The 21,475-nt window shown below is 36.1% G+C and carries 16 protein-coding genes and 1 pseudogene; 5 read left to right on the forward strand and 12 right to left on the reverse strand.

The window, feature by feature from the left end:
* Positions 1-4: 4 nt before the first annotated feature.
* From CLU97_RS01000 to CLU97_RS01030, 7 genes are all read right to left on the reverse strand, one after another.
* A complete protein-coding gene (locus CLU97_RS01000) occupies positions 5-2,260 on the reverse strand; it encodes a TonB-dependent siderophore receptor (protein ID WP_121486299.1) in 2,256 nt (751 codons plus the stop codon).
* A 309-nt stretch (positions 2,261-2,569) separates the two neighbouring features.
* Positions 2,570-3,418, reverse strand: coding sequence for a carbonic anhydrase family protein (locus tag CLU97_RS01005; RefSeq protein ID WP_121486300.1), 849 nt, complete (start codon positions 3,416-3,418; stop codon positions 2,570-2,572).
* A gap of 209 nt (positions 3,419-3,627) precedes the next feature.
* A complete protein-coding gene (gene rpsJ / locus CLU97_RS01010) occupies positions 3,628-3,933 on the reverse strand; it encodes a 30S ribosomal protein S10 (RefSeq protein WP_002661363.1) in 306 nt (101 codons plus the stop codon).
* Between the two features lie 16 nt (positions 3,934-3,949).
* The gene (gene fusA / locus CLU97_RS01015) at positions 3,950-6,067 is read right to left on the reverse strand and encodes an elongation factor G (protein WP_121486301.1); all 2,118 of its coding nucleotides are present in this window, start codon (positions 6,065-6,067) and stop codon (positions 3,950-3,952) included.
* A 6-nt stretch (positions 6,068-6,073) separates the two neighbouring features.
* Positions 6,074-6,550 carry a 30S ribosomal protein S7 gene (gene rpsG, locus CLU97_RS01020; RefSeq protein WP_034677991.1) on the reverse strand — a complete coding sequence of 159 codons (477 nt, stop codon included), beginning with the start codon at positions 6,548-6,550 and terminating at the stop codon, positions 6,074-6,076.
* Between the two features lie 23 nt (positions 6,551-6,573).
* Positions 6,574-6,987 carry a 30S ribosomal protein S12 gene (gene rpsL, locus CLU97_RS01025; protein WP_002983146.1) on the reverse strand — a complete coding sequence of 138 codons (414 nt, stop codon included), beginning with the start codon at positions 6,985-6,987 and terminating at the stop codon, positions 6,574-6,576.
* 209 nt (positions 6,988-7,196) lie between these two features.
* A complete protein-coding gene (locus CLU97_RS01030; RefSeq protein ID WP_121486302.1) occupies positions 7,197-8,783 on the reverse strand; it encodes a hypothetical protein in 1,587 nt (528 codons plus the stop codon).
* A gap of 200 nt (positions 8,784-8,983) precedes the next feature.
* Here CLU97_RS01030 and CLU97_RS01035 point away from each other — a divergent pair, with 200 nt between their 5' ends.
* Positions 8,984-9,460, forward strand: coding sequence for a Dps family protein (locus CLU97_RS01035; protein WP_079240229.1), 477 nt, complete (start codon positions 8,984-8,986; stop codon positions 9,458-9,460).
* On the opposite strand, the gene CLU97_RS01040 is transcribed toward CLU97_RS01035, so the two are convergent.
* Positions 9,408-10,982 carry a hypothetical protein gene (locus CLU97_RS01040; protein ID WP_121486303.1) on the reverse strand — a complete coding sequence of 525 codons (1,575 nt, stop codon included), beginning with the start codon at positions 10,980-10,982 and terminating at the stop codon, positions 9,408-9,410. The genes CLU97_RS01035 and CLU97_RS01040 overlap by 53 nt on opposite strands.
* Before the next feature lie 315 nt (positions 10,983-11,297).
* Here CLU97_RS01040 and pncB point away from each other — a divergent pair, with 315 nt between their 5' ends.
* From pncB to CLU97_RS01060, 4 genes are all read left to right on the forward strand, one after another.
* The gene (pncB, locus tag CLU97_RS01045; RefSeq protein WP_121486304.1) at positions 11,298-12,476 is read left to right on the forward strand and encodes a nicotinate phosphoribosyltransferase; all 1,179 of its coding nucleotides are present in this window, start codon (positions 11,298-11,300) and stop codon (positions 12,474-12,476) included.
* Positions 12,477-12,480: 4 nt separating this feature from the next.
* Complete coding sequence (locus CLU97_RS01050; RefSeq protein ID WP_121486305.1) at positions 12,481-12,948, forward strand: YciI family protein; 468 nt, start codon at positions 12,481-12,483, stop codon at positions 12,946-12,948.
* Between the two features lie 182 nt (positions 12,949-13,130).
* Positions 13,131-14,726 carry a GEVED domain-containing protein gene (locus CLU97_RS01055; RefSeq protein ID WP_147436402.1) on the forward strand — a complete coding sequence of 532 codons (1,596 nt, stop codon included), beginning with the start codon at positions 13,131-13,133 and terminating at the stop codon, positions 14,724-14,726.
* A 232-nt stretch (positions 14,727-14,958) separates the two neighbouring features.
* Complete coding sequence (locus tag CLU97_RS01060) at positions 14,959-15,195, forward strand: hypothetical protein (protein ID WP_121486307.1); 237 nt, start codon at positions 14,959-14,961, stop codon at positions 15,193-15,195.
* 146 nt (positions 15,196-15,341) lie between these two features.
* Here the strand turns inward: CLU97_RS01060 and CLU97_RS01065 are convergent, their stop codons facing one another.
* From CLU97_RS01065 to CLU97_RS01080, 4 genes and pseudogenes are all read right to left on the reverse strand, one after another.
* Positions 15,342-15,707, reverse strand: a complete 366-nt coding sequence (locus CLU97_RS01065) for a hypothetical protein (RefSeq protein WP_121486308.1) — start codon at positions 15,705-15,707, stop codon at positions 15,342-15,344.
* 247 nt (positions 15,708-15,954) lie between these two features.
* A pseudogene (locus CLU97_RS01070) lies at positions 15,955-19,052 on the reverse strand (efflux RND transporter permease subunit).
* Positions 19,052-20,167 (reverse strand): efflux RND transporter periplasmic adaptor subunit, encoded by a 1,116-nt coding sequence (locus tag CLU97_RS01075; protein WP_121486309.1) that lies wholly within the window; start codon positions 20,165-20,167, stop codon positions 19,052-19,054. The pseudogene CLU97_RS01070 and the gene CLU97_RS01075 overlap by 1 nt, the downstream one beginning before the upstream one ends.
* A gap of 3 nt (positions 20,168-20,170) precedes the next feature.
* The gene (locus tag CLU97_RS01080; RefSeq protein WP_121486310.1) at positions 20,171-21,445 is read right to left on the reverse strand and encodes a TolC family protein; all 1,275 of its coding nucleotides are present in this window, start codon (positions 21,443-21,445) and stop codon (positions 20,171-20,173) included.
* Positions 21,446-21,475 lie beyond the last annotated feature (30 nt).

Consider the following 21,475-nt stretch of genomic DNA (forward strand, 5'->3'; position numbering starts at 1 on the left):
CAAGTTAGAATTTATAGTTTACCTGCACAGCAAAGTTTCTTGGCTGAATCTGATCGATATATCCTCCTCTGAAATAAGAGCTGTACCCTACGCTGTCAAAAATATTATTAAAGAATACTCTTATTCCCATTCCGTTTTTCATAGCATACCCTACCTGAGCATCTACCGTAGTGTACTCCGGCATATCGAAAGGTTTATCTCCCGGTTTCACACTGTTCAGGTGGCCTGCTGTAAATGTTTTCTGAGTCCATTCATCAACCGGTCTTTTTCCTACATAGTAAATTCCTGCACCTACATCAAGTCCTGATAAAGTTCCTTTGTTGAATTTATAATTCAACCATCCGTTTGCAGTGTGCTTAGGAGCATTCATTGGTGCAGATCCATTGATGTAAGCCGGGCTGTCCTGATATTGTGCATCCAGATAAGCCCATCCAGACATCACCTGAAGGTTGGGAAGAATTCTTCCGATTAATTCTACTTCTACTCCTTTTCTTCTAAGATTTCCTGCAAGACCATACATGGTTTGTTTGTCAATTACTACAGGGTTGTAATTTTCATCAAGGATGGTGAAAGAAAGGTGACCCGTTTTAATGTCAAATACTGTTACATTAAATCTAAGACGCTCATTGAACCAGTCTGATTTAACACCTGCTTCCCACTGCTTAGTCATTGATGGGCCTACTCTTCCTCCATCTAAAAGGAAGTTATTGGAAGATCTTAAAGAGGTTGTTGTGGTGTATGATCCGAATACGTTCACATTTGGAAGCGGAGAAACAATTAATCCGAAATTAGGATTCCATGTATCTACAGACTCGTTAGCAGAACCATTCAATCTGCTGTAACGGACTCCTAAATGTGCTTTCACATATTTCCCGATCGTCATTACATCCTGAGCCATAGCCCCGATACTTGGTGTCAGTACTGGGTTTGACCTTCCAAGGCTTTTGTAAATAACATTTACAGGAAGCTGATTCGGAATACTTCCGTTTACTACATCAAAAATATCCAGTGGATTGGCAGCATAAGTTGTACTTCCGATTTTTGTAGCACGAGCGGTAATTAAATTCCCAGGTGCAATTGAGTTTTTATAAGCTTCATAAGTTGTTGATGAAGTTTCTGTCTCTCTCCAGTCAAAACCAACCTGGAATGTATGATTAATAAATCCTGTTTTTATCTGTTCTCCGATGAAGTCTAACTGTAATACTTTATTGATATCTTCACCCTGCGATTTTCCTATGGTACGCTGTCTGATATTATAGTTCGTTTCACCTTCCGGTAATGATACAGATGAAGCTTCTGAATCAGTGTTGCTTACAGAATTAACGAAAGCTGCTCTTACTTTTAATTTATCGGTAAGGTTACGAACGATTGTCGTAGCGAAATTGAAAGTTTCTGTTTTTGAATAATCAGATGCATATCCTAAAAACTTCCCTTTTGGCATATGATATAATGCTTCAACGGTTCCCGGAGCAAGGTTAATAGTTCCTCTGTCCGGTGTTCTTTTATCATGTAGATAATCCATTTCCACATTGATTAATGTTTTATCATCCGGACGGAAAGCAATTGATGGATTTACATAAATTCTTTCTCCTTTAACATGGCTTCTGAATGAATTATTATTCTGATACGCCCCATTGAATCTAACCGCTACTTTACCCTGAGAATCCAATACTCTCTGGAAGTCTACTGTAGGTCTGTAAAAATCCCAGCTTCCATAACGGAATCCTACATTAGTCTGATCAATAAACTGTGGCCTTTTCGTCACCACATTGATCACTCCTCCTGCAGATCCAAGACCATTTCCTATTCCCTGGCCAATGGCAGCAGATCCTTTGATCACCTGAATACTTTCTACTCCCTGCATATCTGTGATCATCCCTGCAGTACGGAAATCTGAATCCAGCTGAACGCCGTTTTTCAATACGGGGACTCCACGGTATCCTCTGATGGACATACTTTCGTTTCCTCCACCATAACTTGAAAATAAAGTTACTCCCGGAACATTTTTGGCAACATCAGTGACTGTAAGCGCTCCTAATTCTTCAATTGCTTTATGGGAGATTACTGAAATACTCTGAATCTGGTCTCTGGTTTTCAAAGGCAATCTTGTAATGGCATCAAGACCTTGCGGCTGCTTCTTTCTCTCACCAAACAGTTCTACTTCTTCAATTTTCTTGTGTTTTACTGAATCATTTACTTTCTGCGCATTGGCAAAAACCCCACCTAATAATAGCAGAGAAAAGGATACTACTTTATTCATCTGATAATTTTTTGCAAAATTATTATTTTTATTAATTCTAAATAAATGAAAACAAGTGACATATGTCACCCTAAAAAGAAGTATTAATATCAGATCATCAATCCTTCCCAAAGACTCTTTAAGATCTCCAAACAGATCATATTAATCATTAGAGGTTATCCTATCAGGAATTTTTATGGTTATGGAAAGTATAATCAAAAAAAAGCAAGTTCACCGGATTGCGAACTTGCTTTTAGCTATAATTTAATGAATAAGTTATCAGTTTTTGATGTCTTATCTCTTATCTGAACTCTCGTCCAGACTATCTAATCAAGAGCCGGCATTAACATATACAGCTCTGCCATTTAAAGGTTGAACAAGGCGGAAATTCGGTTCCGTATAAATTAATTTATATGAATTAAATTGATCCGTGGATATTTGTTGTTTGTTTTTAAATACAAACCAGGTTACCGGACCTTCATTGGTTAGCGCAGAGCTGGCACCAAAATTAGGAGTAGTTAATGATCCGCTATAGGTGTAATATTGACGCTGATCTGCCGGCAGTAAACTGGTGATATAAAATACGGCTTTTGAAGAGGTAATCCCATTGCTTACTGCCGGGGATTGAGCAAATAAATTTTGCAGCGATGCGTTACCGTTTCCAACATCCACTAAAACACTTATAACAGCATAGGAATTGTCTGCTGCTACATTCACAAAATGAATTTCCATGGTACTGTACTTACCATCAATTGTATGTTCACTGTTGTAATGAAAATGGAAGTTGACAAGATTATATCTTTTCCCATTTACTGTAACATAGTTGTTGGCATTATCCGTATTATTAACATTTACTTTCAGATTTTCTCCTTCATTATTAACGACTGAATCCAGCGTAACTGCTCCATAATGGATAATAGGATCTGTACTGTGAAAAGCAATTGCTTTTGAAGTTTCAATATTAATAGGTGATTGCGATTCTGCAACAACATCAGTAAAACTGGAGGTCAATATAGGTGTACTGATCACATTTGAAGGGAAAGCAGTAAGCTCATTATTATATTCATCTTTATCACTATGGCATGAAACCAATAGAAACATAGGAACAATTCCCAAAAAGGCTACCGCCTGTTTTGCATTGAACATTTTCTTCAATACAAAATTTTTTTTCTTAATCATTTGTATAAACTGTTTGTTATTTTTAGCAGTCTAAATATAAATACAATCGTAATTGATATCAGATCCGCAATCCATTTTTAACTGAAAATTAATCGGAATTAAAATCCCATAAAATGATTAAAAAAATTGGTCTTATGAATATATTAAATAAAAAAAATCCGTCCCTAAAAAGGAACGGATCTGTATAATCATTGCAAAGTATGCATTTATCACACTTTAATTTCAACGTCTACACCTGAAGGAAGTTCTAATTTCATTAGAGCATCTACAGTTTTAGAAGAAGAAGAGTAGATATCCATTAGTCTCTTGTGAGCTGAAAGTTGGAACTGCTCTCTTGCTTTTTTGTTTACGTGCGGAGATCTCAACACTGTGAAGATTCTCTTGTTCGTTGGCAATGGAATTGGACCGTTTACAACAGCACCAGTAGCCTTTACCGTTTTTACGATTTTCTCAGCAGACTTGTCTACCAAGTTGTAATCGTAAGATTTTAGTTTTATTCTGATTCTTTGTGACATTTCTTTAATTTAAAAATTAACCTTTTGCTTTAGCTATGATTTCTTCAGCAACGTTTTGTGGAGTAGCTTGGTACTTCTCTAATTCCATAGAAGAAGTAGCTCTTCCTGATGAAAGTGTTCTTAGAGTAGTTACATATCCAAACATTTCAGAAAGTGGAACAGAACCTTTGATTACAACAGCACCGTTTTTCTCTTCCTGACCACTGATAGTACCTCTTCTTTTGTTAAGGTCACCAATGATGTTACCCATATATTCTTCCGGAGTTACAACTTCCAGTTTCATAATTGGCTCCATAATTACTGGCTTAGCAGCACGTCCCGCTTCTTTAAATCCTAATTTAGCAGCCATTTCAAATGAAAGAGCATCAGAATCCACTGCGTGGAAAGATCCATCTTTAAGAGTAACTTTAATACCTTCAACTTCGAAACCAGCCAATGGACCGTTCTTCATTGCAGCTTTAAATCCTTTTTCAATTGCAGGAACAAATTCTCTAGGAACGTTACCACCTTTGATCTCATTGATGAATTCTAAACCAACTTTACCTTCGTCTGCAGGTCCTAGTTCAAATACAATATCAGCAAATTTACCTTTACCACCAGATTGTTTTTTGTAAACTTCTCTGTGTTGAGCAACTTTTGTTAAGTTTTCTTTGTACTCTACCTGAGGCTGTCCCTGGTTAACTTCAACCTTGAACTCTCTCTTCATACGGTCTACAATGATATCTAAGTGAAGCTCACCCATACCAGAGATAATCGTTTGTCCAGAAGCTTCGTCAGTTCTAACAGTAAACGTAGGATCTTCTTCAGCCAGTTTAGCTAGAGCGTTACCCATTTTATCCTGGTCAGCTTTAGTTTTAGGCTCAACAGCGATACCAATTACCGGATCAGGGAAAACCATAGATTCAAGAATGATCGGGTTTTTCTCATCACACATTGTATCACCAGTTTTGATAGACTTGAATCCTACTGCTGCACCAATATCACCAGCTTCAATATATTCTACTGGGTTTTGCTTGTTAGCGTGCATCTGATAGATTCTAGAGATTCTTTCTTTATCTCCTGAACGAGTGTTCAAGATATAAGAACCAGCATCAAGTCTTCCAGAGTATGCTCTGAAGAATGCTAATCTTCCCACGAACGGGTCAGTCGCAATCTTAAATGCTAAAGCTGCAAAAGGCTCATCTACAGATGGCTTTCTTGTAATTTCAGCGTCTGTTCTTGGATCAGTACCTTTGATATCATCTTTATCCAATGGAGAAGGCAAGTATTTACATACTGCATCCAGCATAAACTGTACTCCTTTGTTCTTGAATGAAGAACCACAAGTCATTGGGATAATAGATAAATCGATAGTAGCAGCTCTCAATGCAGCATTGATTTCTTCTTCTGTAATTGAATCTGGATCTTCGAAGAATTTCTCCATCAAAGTTTCGTCATATTCAGAAACAGCTTCTACTAATTTCTCTCTATATTCTAAAACTTCATCTTTCATATCTTCAGGAATTGGCACTACTTCGAAAGTAGCTCCTTGTCCTGCTTCATCCCAGATGATAGCTCTGTTTTTAATTAAGTCAACAACCCCTTTGAAATCTTCTTCAGCACCGATTGGTAAAACGATTGGAACTGCGTTAGATCCTAACATGTCTTTAACCTGGTTTACCACGTTAAGGAAGTCAGCACCTTGTCTGTCCATTTTGTTTACGAATCCCATTCTTGCAACTTTGTAGTTGTCAGCAAGTCTCCAGTTTGTTTCAGACTGAGGCTCTACTCCATCTACTGCAGAGAACAAGAATACCAATCCATCTAATACTCTTAAAGATCTGTTTACTTCTACAGTGAAGTCAACGTGTCCCGGTGTATCGATAATGTTGAAGTGATAAGGTTTAGTGTCTGCAACAGGTTTTCCTTGATCTGTTGGAAAGTTCCAAGAACAAGTAGTTGCAGCAGAAGTAATAGTAATACCTCTTTCTGCTTCCTGCTCCATCCAGTCCATTGTAGAAGCACCATCGTGAACTTCTCCAATTTTGTGGTTTACCCCTGTATAGAATAAGATTCTTTCTGTAGTAGTAGTTTTACCAGCATCAATGTGAGCGGCAATACCAATATTTCTTGTAAATTTAAGATCTCTACTCATTTCTAATTAGAATTTAAAGTGTGAGAAAGCTTTGTTAGCTTCCGCCATTTTGTGAGTATCAGATTTCTTTTTGAAAGCAGCACCTTCTTCTCTTGAAGCAGCTACTACTTCATTAGCTAATTTCAAAGCCATAGACTTATCATTTCTCTTTTTAGAGTAGCTAATTAACCATTTCATTGCCATAGAAATCTTTCTGTCAGCTCTGATTGGCATTGGAATCTGAAAGTTAGCTCCACCTACTCTTCTAGAACGTACTTCTACGTGAGGCATTACATTTGTAAGTGCATCTTTCCAAATTTCAAGTGCAGTTTTTTCAGTTTCTCCTTTTTTAGTTTCTACGATATCTAATGCATCATAGAAAATTTTGAATGCGATTGACTTCTTACCGTCAAGCATTAAGTTGTTTACGAATCTCGTTACCAATTGATCATTAAATTTCGGATCTGGTAACAACGGTCTTTTTTTCGCTTTTGTCTTTCTCATTGCTTTTGTACCTTATTTAATGATTATTTTTTCTTTCCTTTTGCAGGTGCAGCAGCTGCTTGTCCTGGTTTAGGTCTCTTAGCTCCGTACTTAGATCTTCTCTGAGTTCTTCCATTTACACCAGCGGTGTCTAATGCACCTCTTACGATGTGGTAACGTACTCCCGGTAGGTCTTTCACCCTTCCGCCTCTAACCAATACTATCGAGTGCTCTTGAAGATTATGTCCTTCGCCCGGGATATAGGCGTTAACTTCTTTACCGTTAGAAAGTCTTACCCTTGCTACTTTTCTAAGTGCAGAGTTAGGTTTCTTAGGTGTAGTTGTATATACTCTCGTACATACACCACGTCTTTGTGGACAAGAATCAAGGGCAGCCGATTTGCTCTTCTTGGCAAGCGTGGCTCTTCCTTTTCTTACTAATTGTTGAATAGTAGGCATTTAATTGCTTTTTATTTTAGGGTGCAAAAATAGTAATATTTTTTTAATCTGCAAACACTTATATAAAAATTAAAATCAAATACTTACAGCAAAATACAACAGGTTTCAGAATGTTTATCTAAGAAACATAATATATAAAAGGAAAAGAGATCAGCTATAACAGATTTTGCAGTTTAAAAAATGAGTATTAAATAATTATGAAATTTCATTTATTCAAACACAGTAACCGTTACATTTTTGTTCCAATTAAAATTTTTCACATTTTTTTTCAATATATCAGAGTTCAGAGGATCTATTGAATAGATGACTACATGTCTATCTCCTAACACTATACTCCTCCCGCTAACTTCCAGGTCAGCAATTTTTTTCCAGCTTTCAGGGATATGACCATCAAACCATTTCTCATAAATGATAGCCAGCTGATAGTGATTTTCTTGGGTATACCTCGTAAGAAACTCTTCCACCTCATCATCAAATACATTTTTTCTGACTTTAATATCTACCATTTCCTTAGATCCTAGTCCAATAACATCTAACAAATGAATATCGGTATAATAACAGATGGCTCCTATATCATTAGCCACTATATCTGAAGTATTGTAATACTTTTTCAGAAATCTTGCAGACTGTATCTGCTGTTCATAAATATTTGCGCTCCCACAGGTAATAATAAAGTGGGCAAACCCAAATTTGTACAATAATAATACTGTATTAGCAAGAATAAAAATACCTGTTACTTTATCTTTTCTAAATGAAAGTAAAGGTTCCCTGATAAAATCGGTAAGCCCTGGAACCAAAATCATGACAAAAGCGGTCAACAAATAAGCTTCATATCTGAAGATAATTTTCACATCACCCAGCAGACAATGTAAGATCAACGTAAAAGCCCAAACGATAAGAAGAAAGTTCTTTTTTAGTATTTGCTGAAAATCCAATTTACTCTTATAATCCTTATATAACAAGACAATAATGATTAAGAGCGGAAAGACTCCTATCTTATAGAAAGTAATGTTTAAAAATAATTTCCAAAAAATAATCTCAGCAATCTGGCTTATTACATTTCCAGAAAAATCAATCAAAGCTCCTTTTACAACAACGGAATTAGGAAAAAAATATCCGCTTTGCTGTTCATTAAAATATCCAAACAAAAGAATCGGAAGGAAACCTATAAAAAGGACAAGGGCAGCATCTTTAAATTTTCTGATCAGTAAAAACACGAACGCAAGTGACAGGAAGTAAAACATACTTTCAAATCTTATAAGCCCCAATAAAAGAATAGTACAATAGAACCCGAAAGAAAAAACACTGTTCTTAAAATTGCCTGCAAACCATTTTTGAAAACAATATATATTAACCGCAATAATCAGTACCTGCAGCACATGCTCCATCCCTGCTACTACCTGTACATGCATTACTGCCAGAAAAAGAGTAAATAAACAGGTTGCTACAATATGCTTTGTTTTGTTCAAATAATTTGAATAATATTTAGTGAGCACTGCTACAAGCAAACAAGCTGCAGATAAATTAAAAACCAGAGGTATAAGAATATGATTTCCAAAAACAGAAATCAGAGCACTTAGAATCAATGTAAAAATTGGAGAGGATGAGGATGAAGAAAAGGCATATTTTGTCATTCCCCAAACTCCGTGTAAAGCAAAATTCTTCGCAACAGCCATATGAATATAGGCATCATCCACAATATAGGTAAAATTCTTCTCTGTGGTAGACAGCATGATAAGGATATAAACCAAACAAATCCCGAAAAATACCGCCGCCGTAATCAAAAAGCTTTTCATAATCTGCAATATTAATACTTCCAAACTATATTTAAAAACTTTCTTATAGTTATGATCTATTAACAATGGGAGGACTTCGGCACGATATTTCGTAAATTTGTGATATACAAATGATATACTGTCAATCACAACAATAAAGCTTCATGCAATACTTAATGAAAGCAGTGATTGCACCTCATCTTAAAAATAAATATATACATATGAAAAATGCTAGTATCATTGGCCTTAAAGAAGCCGATTGTAAAAAAATTTCAGAAAAACTAAACGTACTGTTGGCTAACTATTCTGTATTCTATCAGAACACAAGAGGTTCTCACTGGAATATTAAAGGAGAGCAGTTCTTTACCCTTCACCCGAAGTTTGAGGAATTGTACAACAGCCTTGTATTAAAGATTGATGAAATTGCAGAAAGAATCCTTACGTTAGGAGCAACCCCTGCACACAATTATTCAGATTATTTAAAAGTAGCTACTATTAAAGAAAGTAAAGAAGTTACTGACGGCACCAAAAGTGTTGAACAGATTCTAAGTTCATTCAAAGTAGTGATTGATCTGCAGAGAGAACTTTTAGACATTACGGATGAAGCTGGAGATGAAGGTACAAATTCGCAAATGAGCGACTATATTACCGAACAGGAGAAAGAAGTTTGGATGTATAACTCTTATCTTGGGAAGTAATTATATTAAACTCTTTTAAACTTTTTCTTAAATAAGGTATGTCATTTTTTGTAACAGCATAAAAATTGACATACCTTATATTAGGATTCCTGAAATCATTCATCTTCCATTTTCCCACCAGAATCCAATTTTTGGGAATTTGTCCCACAAACCATTCCGGATATATTGCAGCAATTCTCGCATTTTTACGGTTACTCAATTCTCCCATAAAATATGAAAAATCATTCTCACCAGAGTTGTTATATTTATATTTTGCAACATCCGTACTTCCCAATCCATACATATCTAAAACTTCAATATTTGCAAAATAGGTAATTGCGCCAATATCATTGGCTACAATTGTCTCAGAATGGTAATATTTTTTTAAAAACTGCGCAAGCTTATATTGATTGTAGTAAAGATTTTTAGAATCCGTATATAAAACCGGATGATACCAATACATTTTAAATAGTCCAAAAACTACCGAATAGCCTATAAATAAAACAGTAAAAAGCTTAGGAATAGAGAAATCTGAAGTTTTAAAATAAAAATCGCAAATTTTAATTACAATAAAAAGATAGGCAATCATCAAATAATTTTCATATCTAAATGTCATTATTCCAAAAATGAGCTGTCCATAGGAAGTAAGCAAAATGATGATTGGCAATGCTTCCATTTCAAAAACTCTTTGAAGTTTTACATTTCTATACCTGGAAAAAGCATACATCAAATAAAATATGCTGAAAGGAAGCAAATATTTGATATAATCCATACTCAAAAACTTGCTTTTCAACATTGTTATCAAACTTTCCAGATCTGAAACATGAAAATTACTTTTTACAAGCACCGAATTGGGGAAAAACAAACCTCCCATAAGAAGAGAATATATTCCATATACAATCATTGGAGAAAATCCGACAAGACCAATCAATAAGCCCTGTTTAAATTTCTTCTGACCTATTAAAACAAAAATAACTGCAGAAATAAAAAACACACTTTCAAATCTTACTGCTCCGAGAAAAAAAACAACTATTAATATATATGAGAAAGCCTTCAAATCTCCTGAAGCCAATTTATTATAAAAAATAAAAAACAGGACTATTAGGAATATGTGAAGGGTATGCTCCATCCCTAATATAGAGGAAAGATAAATCATTGCTAATGGCTGCAGCAGAAGAGCAAAAAACAGTGCAAACTTCTTTCCATATTGATAGACAACAAAATTGGCTGCGTAAAAACTTGCTAAAATCCCAAACGTAAGATTAATAAACAAAGGGTAATAAGATGAATTCCCAAAGACTTTTATCAAAAGGCTCAAAAGGAAACTATACAATATAGATGAAGATGCCGGATCAAATGAATTTGAGTTGATGGAAAATAAAAAATTATCCGCTATATTTTTTGCTACTTCCAAATGAATATAAACATCGTCAACAGGATAAAAATAGCCTGCACCTTTTGGCAAAGAAAGAATCTCCGAAACTAGATAGAAAAAATAGCCTAATAGAAAAACAAAAACGCTTATAAACCTGTACTTTTTCATTTTACTGCCTAAATAAATATGGAGAACAAAATTAAATTATTAAATTTTATTACAAAAAAATGTCCACATTACCCTTAAAATCAATACTTGACAATGATTTTATAGCATTACCATACAAAATGCCAGTGTAAAATTACACATAGATCAAACTCTCAAATGAGATACTATATTACCGGCAGGGAAAGAAATTTGGTCGTATAATTCTTAACCTGGAAAATAACTCCATCAAAAGCATGGAAATATTTCAAAAAAAACGCCTTACATTTAGGGGATTTTATTTTTTATATTTATATTTGCGTTAAAATTACACATATTATGAACGACGTAAGACTAAACTCTATCCTGGATAATGATTTTTATAAAATAACCATGCAGAATGCTGTGGTGAAGCTATTCCCAAGTTCTATTGTAAAATATGAATTTATCAACAGGGGAAAACACCACTTTCCGGAAGGATTTGACGTTGCTTTAAGAGAAGCTGTGAATAAAATGGCAGAACTTAAACTTACGAAAGACGAAAAAAAGTTCATGGCAAGAACATGTCCTTATATAGATCTTCCTTATCTTGATTTTTTAGAAGGTTATCACTTCGATCCGTCTGAAGTAAAAATACATCAGGAAGGAGGTGATCTTTCCGTGATTGTAGAAGGGCTTTGGTACAGAACAATTCTTTGGGAAGTTCCTTTGCTGGCACTCATCAGTGAACTTCATTATGAAATGAATCATATGGAAAGAGATTCCAACCAGGTGGTCATGAGCAAGACTCTTGAAAAAGCAGATTCATTAGGCAGACTTGGGGTAACATTCGCAGAGTTTGGAACAAGAAGAAGACATTCTTACAAGGTACAGAATCTGGTGATGGAAGCTTTAACCCAGAAAAAAGATTCTACTTTCATCGGAAGTTCAAACGTTCATTTTGCGATGAAATATGGTGTAAAGCCAATCGGAACACACGCTCATGAATGGTTCATGTTCCATGCTGCCGAATACGGATTCAAAATGGCTAATGAAATGGCATTGGAGCATTGGGTAGATGTGTATAGAGGAGATCTTGGAGTAGCATTGTCTGACACCTATACTACAGATGTTTTCTTCCAGCAGTTTGACAAAAAATTTGCTAAACTTTTTGATGGTGTTCGTCATGACAGCGGTGATGCTTTAGAATTTGCAGACAAAACAATTGCTCACTATCAAAGAAACGGCATCAATCCGATGTTTAAATATATTATTTTCTCTGACGCTTTAAACCTTGAAAAAGTAGAAGAAATTACCAATTACTGCAGAGGAAAAATTGGGATCTCATTCGGAATTGGAACCAACCTTACCAATGATGTGGGACTGAAGCCAATGAATATCGTGATGAAACTCATCGGTGTACAGGCTCCCAATAAAGAATGGATTCCTACGGTGAAACTTTCTGATGAGCATGGCAAATACACAGGAGATCCAAAAATGATTGAACTGGCGAAAGAATTTTTAAGAATTAAAAACTAAAAATATGAATCTAAAAACTTCCCTCACCCTTACCATTCTGGCTGCAGGATTGTCTTTTGCCCAGCAGAAAACAGAAAAACCGAAATTCAATCAGGAACTGGCCACCTCTTTAGGAGCCGATAAATATGGGATGAAACCTTATACAATCGTTATGCTGACCTCAGGTTCCGTTAAGATTGAAGACAAAGCCAAAATGGGCGAACTTATGAAAGGTCACATGGCTAATATCGGTAAACTGGCAGATGAAGGTAAAATTGTTGTGGCCGGGCCTTTCCTTGAAAAGAATAAGGAAAACTACCGCGGTATGTTTATTTTCAATACCAAATCTAAAGAAGAAGCTGAGCAATGGGTAAAAACAGATCCTGCAGTTCAGGCTGGCGTTTTCAGTTATGAAATTTTCCCTTGGTATGGTTCTGCTGCCCTGCCTTTATACCTCAAGCATCATGATGAAATTTCGAAAGAAAATCCTTAGATAATTAATCCCCACCTATTCAAATACAAAATTGGCAATTTCAACCAAAAAGAGCAAAACACTCAAAACTATTTAAATTAAGATCAAAAACATAATTAAATTACTTATCAAATGTAAATTATATTAAATATTTGGTTTTATAACAAAATAGTATTATATTGGTAAATAAAACTTTTACCAATATGAAAAAATTACTATTCTTGAGCTTTACGGCGCTCTCTATAATGGGCAGCGCTCAGATTTTAGTCACAGAAAGTTTTGAAAACGGAACTTATCCTGGATTTACAATTACAGGTGGATACACCGGAACTCCTACAACATATATTGTAGGGAATTGTGACGGCGCCATATCCATAGGTGCTGAATCATATGGTTCCAGTACTGCCAACAGAACTATAAACCTGTTATACACCAAACCAGCGAGTGTAACGGCCAATGGAAAAAAAATTGATATTTCTTTTTCATATTCAACGGTTGCTTATGATACTTCCAGTTTAATTGGAGGTAATATTAATGTGGAATACTCTACAAATGGTGGTACTTCGTATACGGCAGTAAGTGCTCCTATTACATTAACTGCGGCAGCTCAAACCTGCGCCTCCTATACAGCTACAATTCCTGAAAGTGCTAATGTAAACGGAAATTTTATACTCCGAATTCAGACTGTAGGTACTACGGGAACCACTTATGATTTCTACAGCTTTATAGATAATGTAAAAATTAAACAGGAGGTTACAGCAGCACCTGCATGTACTACTATAAGTGCTCCTGTCAGTGGTGCAACCGGAGCGTCCGTTCGTCAGCAGATTTCCTGGGCAGCAACGGCCGGAGCAGAATCTTACAAAATTAAAGTTGGTACTACCTCTGGTGGTTCTAATATCTATAACGGAACTACATTTAATGCATTCTATACTCCTACAGCATCCAGTGCATTTCCTGCAAACACGACATTATATACAACCGTGACTCCAACCAATGCTTTAGGTGATGCCACAGGATGTCCGGAAATTTCATTCACCACCGCTGCTAATCCTTTTGCTCCTTATTGTGGACCTCTTCTTGCTAAATTGGGTGTATATCCAATATCCAATGTTATTTTCAGTGATATGACAAATGCCTCCAGTGCTACTGCCAATACAGGTGACGGCCAGGAAAACTTCACGAATAAAATAGCCAGTGTTATAAGAGGAACCTCTTATCCAATAACCATGACAGGAACCTCAGTAGGAACTACTAACCGATTTGGATTTACTGTATTCATAGACTGGAATCAAAATGGAAGTTTTGCCGATGCTGGTGAATCTTACTTTGTCACTTCTGACTTTGCAGGAGGTACCGGTACTCCTTTAACCGTTAATAAAACCATTGCCGTTCCTGCTACTGCTGCTCTAGGAAATACAAGAATGAGAATTAAATATCATTTTAACAGCTCATCAACTTCTGTAAGAACAGAATTATCTGATCCATGCGCGGATCTTAACCAAGGTCAGGCAGAAGATTATACCTTAAGTGTTCAGGATGTACTTGCTACTTCAGATATCAACCTAAGTAAGAAAGCTGATGTTTCTGTTTATCCTAATCCATTTAAAGATGTATTGAAAATTTCTGATATAAAAGGAGTAAAATCTATCATCGTAAGTGATATTTCAGGCAGACAGGTAAAAACTTTTAGCCCAAGCAACGAACTTAATCTTTCTGAACTGAATTCAGGGCTATACCTGATCAATCTTCACATGGAAGATGGAACTGTAAAAGCCATTAAAGCGATTAAAAAATAACGTTCTTAGAAAATTTTATCATCATAAAAAGGGCTATCTCATGTCTTGAGATAGCCCCTTTTAATACTGTCTTACGTATAACAATCATTTTATCTAAAATCCTGATAATTAAAAAAATATATCTTGTTCCAATGAATTAATTTAATTATTTTAGCTTCTTAACAACTCAACTTATTCACCTAAGCATAAGTGAGTTACCAACAAACCAATACCATAATTAAAAATTAATCTCATGAAAAAATTAAACATTACAAAACTTTCGAGAACAGAGCTCAAAGATGTATTCGGAGGAACCCTGTACCCGGCAGAATGCCCCGGAGGATGCCATGGTGAAGGCATGATCAGATGTCCTGACGGGACTACCACAATGACTAATTTTATATGTATGGGAGGAACATGCCAACCGGCTGCCATATGCAAGCCACTGGTTCTTGAACCCTTCCCTGATCCGATTATAATTACTCCATAGTCTGAATGAACAATACACAAAGTGAGCAGGAGAGCTCACTTTTTTAGTATCTTTAAGTAAACAACAAACCACCGAATTGGTGGTTTGTTGTTTACATTTTATTTATACTCCTGTTAAGACTTCTATTCCTAGCCTGTTGCTTATCTTTATTTATTTTCTATAAATAGGCTTATTTCAAATTGTTCTTTTACCGGAATACCAAACATTTTTGCTGATTTCCATGTATTAAGTTCTTTTACTTTAAAAACTTCTTCAATAGCTTTTTTTGTTTTCCTATCAGTATATTTTAGAATCTCTATATTTTCTAAATTATCATTAATACCTAGAATTATACGAATCCTATTTTCTCCTTCTCTTACATTTTTGGGAAGCTTAAATTTCTCAAATAAAACAGTTCTAAAGTGGCTCATGCCTTTTGGAAATTCTGCATTCAAAATCATTATACCTAAATCATCTATACATACTACATTTTCTTGCTTTTTACACTTTTCTAAAGATTTTTTTGCATTCATTTGAGTTTTAATTGTTAAATATAATATTTTTTACAATTCACTTCGATGCAAACTATCATGAAAATTAAATTTCAACCTGCTCAATATATTTTGAATGTAACTTCCCCTATTAAAAGAACTTAAAATTGTGAAAGCGGTGATGTGGTAAAAAATATTGAGATTCTAGAATCTACAAAAAATTCATAATAAAAAAAGGCCGGGATCTTCCTCACGGATCTCGGCCTCATAATGAACAAAATAAAAGAAACTATATTGCTTCCTTATGCTTTTTACGGTAAGCATAATGGAAAATAATGGGTAGTATTGTAAATGACAGCAGCATACAGACGATCAGCCCGCCTACAATCATAATGGCCAAAGGTTTCTGAATTTCAGAGCCCATTCCGTTTGACATCGCTGCCGGAAGAAGTCCCATAGATCCCATCAGCGCGATCATTACCACCGGACGAATTCTACTTTTCACTCCTAAAGAAATAGATTCTTTTAGCGGCATTCTGTTTTGCAGATTTTCTTTCATGACTCCGATCAGAACGATACCGTCTATAGTTGCTACTCCAAAAAGAATGATGAAACCGATTCCTGCTGAAATTCCGAAGATGGTTCCCGTAAACCAAAGAGATAAAAACCCTCCGATGAACGCAAATGCCAATGTAATGGAAGAAATCAGCGTATCTTTTATATTCCCGAAGTTGAAATACAATAGCATCAGAATTAAAACTAAAGAAATTGGCACTACCATAGCAAGCTGTTTTGCGGCTCTTTCTTTACTTTCAAATTCTCCGGCCCATGTCATTTTATGGTTTTTCGGAAGCTTTACTTCTTTATCCACTTTTGCTTTTGCTTCCTGAATGGTACTTCCTAAGTCACGACCTTCAATATTAAACCCAACTCCGATGTACCTGCTGTTTCCTTCACGGTAAATAAATGATGGTCCGGTATGATAATCAATAGTTGCGATTTCTTTCAGCGGGACTTTTTTATTATCCTGAGTTGGGATGAGAATATTTCCCATCTTTTCGGGAGTATCTCTGTATTCTTTTTCAAACCTAAGCATTACGTCGAACATTCTTTCCTCTTCGTAAAACTTGGTGGCAGCCTGTCCTCCAATAGTCATTTCAATAACGGCCTGCGCATCTGCTGTAGAAACACCATATTTTGCCATTTTGGAATCATGAAGTTGTATTCTCAATTCCGGAAGCCCGATATTTTTAAAAACATTCACATCTGAAATACCCGGAACGGTTCTGATGGAATTGGCTACTTTATTGGCGTAATTCTCAAGTTCGAAAAGATCATTTCCAAAAATCTTAATCACTAACGGAGCTTTTACTCCTGCTACATATTCTTCCACATTATCCTGTATCGGCTGGCTGAATCCAAAATTGATTCCCGGATATTTTTCAAGAGAAACTCTCATTTCTTCAAGAAGTTCTTCTTTGGATATTTTTTTCTTCCATTCATTTTCCGGTTTCAGCTGAATATTAAATTCGATATTAAAAAATCCGGTGGGATCTGTTCCGTCATTCGGCCGGCCGGTCTGGGTCATGACAAATTTCACTTCATCATATTTCATAAGGATCTCCTTCATCTCTTTGGTTAATCGTACAGATTCATCCAGATTGACACTGTTTGGGAGTGTTGCTCTTACGTAAATTGCGCCTTCGTTAAGTTTAGGTAAAAATTCAGATCCGTAATTGGAGAATCTCCATCCACAAATGGCAAGCAAGGCAACGAAGCCAATGATAAATCCTTTTTTGTAACGGTCACTGAATTCATAAATTCTATAAATATTAACTCTGAAGAATCTGGAAATAAAGTTTTCTTTCTCTTCAATATTTTTCGTCAATAGTAACTTACACATTGCCGGAACGTAGGTCAAACTTAAGATCAATGATCCTAATAATGCATACCCCAGTGTAAATGCTAATGGAGAGAACATTTTACCTTCTACTTTCTGGAAAGAGAAAATTGGCATCAGCGCAACAATCAGAATCAACAGGGCAAAGAAAATATAGCTTGCCACACTTCCTGCGCTTTTCTTGATGATTCCCAGTTTTGAAATTTTATTGAATCTCCGCAGTCCAATCTTTTTCGCTTTAAGCTCGAGGGCGACAAAGACGTGTTCCACAATCACCAGTGTTCCTTCCAGAAGCAGCCCGAAATCCAGAGCTCCCATGGAAATCAGGTTAGCTGGCAATCCCTGAATTTTCAACATTATAATAGCAAACAGGAAAGCCAACGGAATTACTGATGCTACAATGAAAGTCGTTCTCCAGTTATAAAGGAAAATAAATACAATGATGGAAACCAGAATAACTCCTTCAATAAGGTTTTTGGAAACGGTATGAACGGTAGTATTTACAAGCTCTGTACGGTCGATGATCGGAACAATCTGCACATCACCGGGAAGTTCTCCTCCGTTCAGCTGTTCTATTCTGTCTTTCAGTTTTGCAATGACTTCGCTTGGGTTTTCACCACGAAGCATGATTACGATTCCTTCTACAACATCATTGTCTTTATTGTATCCTACCTGACCTAATCTTGGTTTTGCCGAAACTTTTACTTCAGCTACATGTTTCACCAAAATTGGGGTGGATCCTTTTACCTCGATCTGAATATTCTCAATATCTTCTTTTTTCTCTAAAAGACCGATCCCCCGCACTACATAAGCCTGATCACCCTTTGCCACTACATCTCCTCCTACATTGATATTACTCTTCGAAACCGCTTCATACACATCCAGGGGGAAAGGTCGTAATTGTGTAATTCCGTAGGATTAATTTTTATTTCATAAGTCTTTTCTTCTCCACCAAAGCTTACGACATCAGCTACACCGGGAACGGCAAGCAATTCTCTTTCCACCACCCAATCCTGAATGGCTGTTACTTCTTTGATGGGAAGTTTACTTTTAATGATATACCGGTAAATTTCACCTGTAGCTCCGGATGGAGGCTCAATACTATATTCTGCTCCGGAAGGGAGATTTACATTTCCGAGTTTATTGGAAGCATATTGCTGCGCATAAAAATCATTCACATGGTCATCAAAAATCACCGTCACCACAGACAATCCAAATAAGGAAATAGAACGCACCGAAGTTTTATTCGGAATGGCATTCATTTCTTTGGAAATAGGTAAGGTGACAAATTTTTCTATTTCCTCAGCACTTCTTCCCGGCCATTGGGTAATAACTCTTACTCTGGTATTGGTAACATCCGGAAATGCTTCAATGGGAGTATGCATATAGGAATAGATTCCTCCGGCCAGCAAAAGAAAAGTTCCCAACAGAACAATCAATGAGTTTTTTAAAGAGAAGGAAACTATATTCTGTACAAATTTTCGCATTACTTCTTGGAGTTATTTAATTGGTTTTTCAGGTTTTCATAAATCAGCAGTCCGTTGGAAGCAATGACATTTTCACCTGGTTTTAAATTACCTTCTACATAAATATACTGGCTGTTGGAAGCGATTTCCGTTACAAGTCTGATCCCAAGTTCACAGTCTTTTTTGTAAACCACTACATAGCTTTGGTTGTTATCAAAGATTAATGCCTTTGCAGGAATAGCCAGTGCACTTTTGTTTTGTGAATTGATGGGTAATACAACATCTGCTGACATTCCCGGTCTTAGCTTCATTCCGTTATTATCCATAATGATTTTAGCCTTCAATACTCTTTCATTTTCATTAAAAACCTGAGAAATATTGTTGATTTTCCCTGAAAAACTGTCATCAGGATAAGCAAGTGTTTTTACTACTACCGGCTGATCTACATAAACATGTCTCATATTGGTAGCATATACATTGGCCATTACCCATACTTTATCCAGATTGGAAATGGTAAACAGCTGATCTCCTCCTGCTGTAACCGGCATTCCTTTGGAAATATTTTTTGAAATAACATATCCGTCTGCCGGAGCTTTTATCTGAATGGTATTTCCACCTGCTGAATACAACTGCATATTTTTATGCGTCTTGGAAATATTAGATTGTAATATGGCTACTTCGGAACGCGCTTCCTGCAAATCTTTCTGTGAGGCAATATCATCTTTATACATGGCTTCTACAGAAGACAGTTTTCGTTTCGCAACGGCCAGCTGAGCCTGCAAGGTCTGCGTATCATCCTGCATTTCATTCACAGCTGTACTCTTTACACTTGCTAAAGTTTGACCTTTTTTCACATAATCACCAAGAGAGAAATAAGTGTCAATCACCACTCCGTCCACAAGGCTTACAAAGGGAACCGTTTTATCAGAATTACTTTCCACTTCTCCGGTAAGGGTAATGCTTTCTTCTATAGGAAGCATTTCTGCTTTGGCCAGTTTAATATCTTTTTTAAGTTCTTTGCTGATGCAATAGCCCTTTTCAGCTTCTTTATTTTCCTGTTTTCCGGCACAGCCTGTAAAAATAATGAGGGCAGACAGGTAAGCTGCGGCAATGTATTGGGTAATATTTTTGTTCATATCTTATAAATCTTGTCCTACAACATACTGCAGGTTTTCGTAGTATTGATTCAATTCTTTTTTAGTGTCCAGGATGATCATTTTATTTCCGATGTAGGTGTCCAGAAAATCCATATACTCCAGCATGCTGATGTTTCTTAGTCTGAAATTTTTTTCATGGCTGACCAGCAGACCGTCCAGTGTAGATTCGTAACTGTCATCAATCTCTTCTGAGATCTGCTGTGTTCTGATATAATTTCTGAAAACAGAAACAATTTCGTTTTCAGATTTCAGCATGTTTTTACGGGTCTCCAGTTGGCTTTTCTCAATCTCAAGCTTAGCTTCCTGGATATTTCCTTTGTTACGGTCGAAAATGGGAAGGTCCATAGAAACACCCAGTCCTATAAAGTCTTTCATGATATTTCCTCCGCGGTCATATCCAATAGAAACAGCAACATCAGGAGTTTTCATTGCATTTTGAATTTCCAAGTTTTTCGCAGCGTGTTTCTCTTTATTTTTTGATATCATAATATCTGGCCGGTTTTCTTTTGCCTTTTCTATCCATTGTGCCACCTCAAGTTCTGAAAGTTGTTTTTCAGGCATAACAAATGAGTCCGAAATAACCAGATAAGATTGGGAAGGCAGCATCAATAAGGCTTTGAGCTCTACCTGCTGATCTTCGATTTCCTGTTTTAATGAAATCAGTTTCTTTTTGAATTCAATTTCCTGTGCTTTCAGACGGACGTATTCAGCTTTACTGATGTTTCCAAGGTTTAATTGATTATTATAGGATTTTGTTAATTTTTCAATGGAAGCAATCTGTCCCTGATAGATTTTCTGCTGTTCCTGGTTGTAAAGAATATCGGTAATGGTATTTCTGAGCGTCTTTTTAAGTTCGCGCAAAACTTCCTGCATTTCATACTTCTCACCTTCTACTTCTATTTTCTGCAGTTCAATATTTTTCCGCCTTTTACCAGCAGTCTGAATGACCTGTTCTATCTCAGCAGAAATCTGGGTATTTTTTCCCCAATTTCCGATAAGAGCAGGCTGCTCTTCTATGTCATAGGTTCTCCATAGATTTACTTCACTGATACTTAATTTGGGATTAGGCCAGTATTTAGCCTGAACAGCTCTTGCCTCGGCTTGTGAAATTTCAAGTTTTTGGGCAATGAGGTCCAGGTTTTTAGCCAAAAAGATAGTCTCAGCTTCCTTTCTGCCAATTTTCAGGGTATCTGAAATCTGTGCTGAAAAGAAACTGAAACAATGAATATAAAATAGGGTAAAAAATAGTTTCTTCAAGGTCTCTTATTTTAAGACCACAAAGCTATT

The sequence above is a fragment of the Chryseobacterium sp. 7 genome, assembly GCF_003663845.1.
GTDB lineage: Bacteria > Bacteroidota > Bacteroidia > Flavobacteriales > Weeksellaceae > Chryseobacterium.

What these genes read in the sequence shown, in the direction of transcription:
- CLU97_RS01035 (WP_079240229.1), top strand. Translation starts at nt 8,984, where the DNA reads ATGAAAAATGCTAGTATCATTGGCCTTAAAGAAGCCGATTGTAAAAAA.
- CLU97_RS01060 (WP_121486307.1), top strand. Translation starts at nt 14,959, where the DNA reads ATGAAAAAATTAAACATTACAAAACTTTCGAGAACAGAGCTCAAAGAT.
- rpsJ (WP_002661363.1), bottom strand. Translation starts at nt 3,933, where the DNA reads ATGTCACAAAGAATCAGAATAAAACTAAAATCTTACGATTACAACTTG.
- fusA (WP_121486301.1), bottom strand. Translation starts at nt 6,067, where the DNA reads ATGAGTAGAGATCTTAAATTTACAAGAAATATTGGTATTGCCGCTCAC.
- CLU97_RS01055 (WP_147436402.1), top strand. Translation starts at nt 13,131, where the DNA reads ATGAAAAAATTACTATTCTTGAGCTTTACGGCGCTCTCTATAATGGGC.
- rpsL (WP_002983146.1), bottom strand. Translation starts at nt 6,987, where the DNA reads ATGCCTACTATTCAACAATTAGTAAGAAAAGGAAGAGCCACGCTTGCC.
- rpsG (WP_034677991.1), bottom strand. Translation starts at nt 6,550, where the DNA reads ATGAGAAAGACAAAAGCGAAAAAAAGACCGTTGTTACCAGATCCGAAA.
- CLU97_RS01040 (WP_121486303.1), bottom strand. Translation starts at nt 10,982, where the DNA reads ATGAAAAAGTACAGGTTTATAAGCGTTTTTGTTTTTCTATTAGGCTAT.
- CLU97_RS01000 (WP_121486299.1), bottom strand. Translation starts at nt 2,260, where the DNA reads ATGAATAAAGTAGTATCCTTTTCTCTGCTATTATTAGGTGGGGTTTTT.
- CLU97_RS01030 (WP_121486302.1), bottom strand. Translation starts at nt 8,783, where the DNA reads ATGAAAAGCTTTTTGATTACGGCGGCGGTATTTTTCGGGATTTGTTTG.
- CLU97_RS01065 (WP_121486308.1), bottom strand. Translation starts at nt 15,707, where the DNA reads ATGAATGCAAAAAAATCTTTAGAAAAGTGTAAAAAGCAAGAAAATGTA.
- CLU97_RS01005 (WP_121486300.1), bottom strand. Translation starts at nt 3,418, where the DNA reads ATGATTAAGAAAAAAAATTTTGTATTGAAGAAAATGTTCAATGCAAAA.
- CLU97_RS01075 (WP_121486309.1), bottom strand. Translation starts at nt 20,167, where the DNA reads ATGAACAAAAATATTACCCAATACATTGCCGCAGCTTACCTGTCTGCC.
- CLU97_RS01050 (WP_121486305.1), top strand. Translation starts at nt 12,481, where the DNA reads ATGAATCTAAAAACTTCCCTCACCCTTACCATTCTGGCTGCAGGATTG.
- pncB (WP_121486304.1), top strand. Translation starts at nt 11,298, where the DNA reads ATGAACGACGTAAGACTAAACTCTATCCTGGATAATGATTTTTATAAA.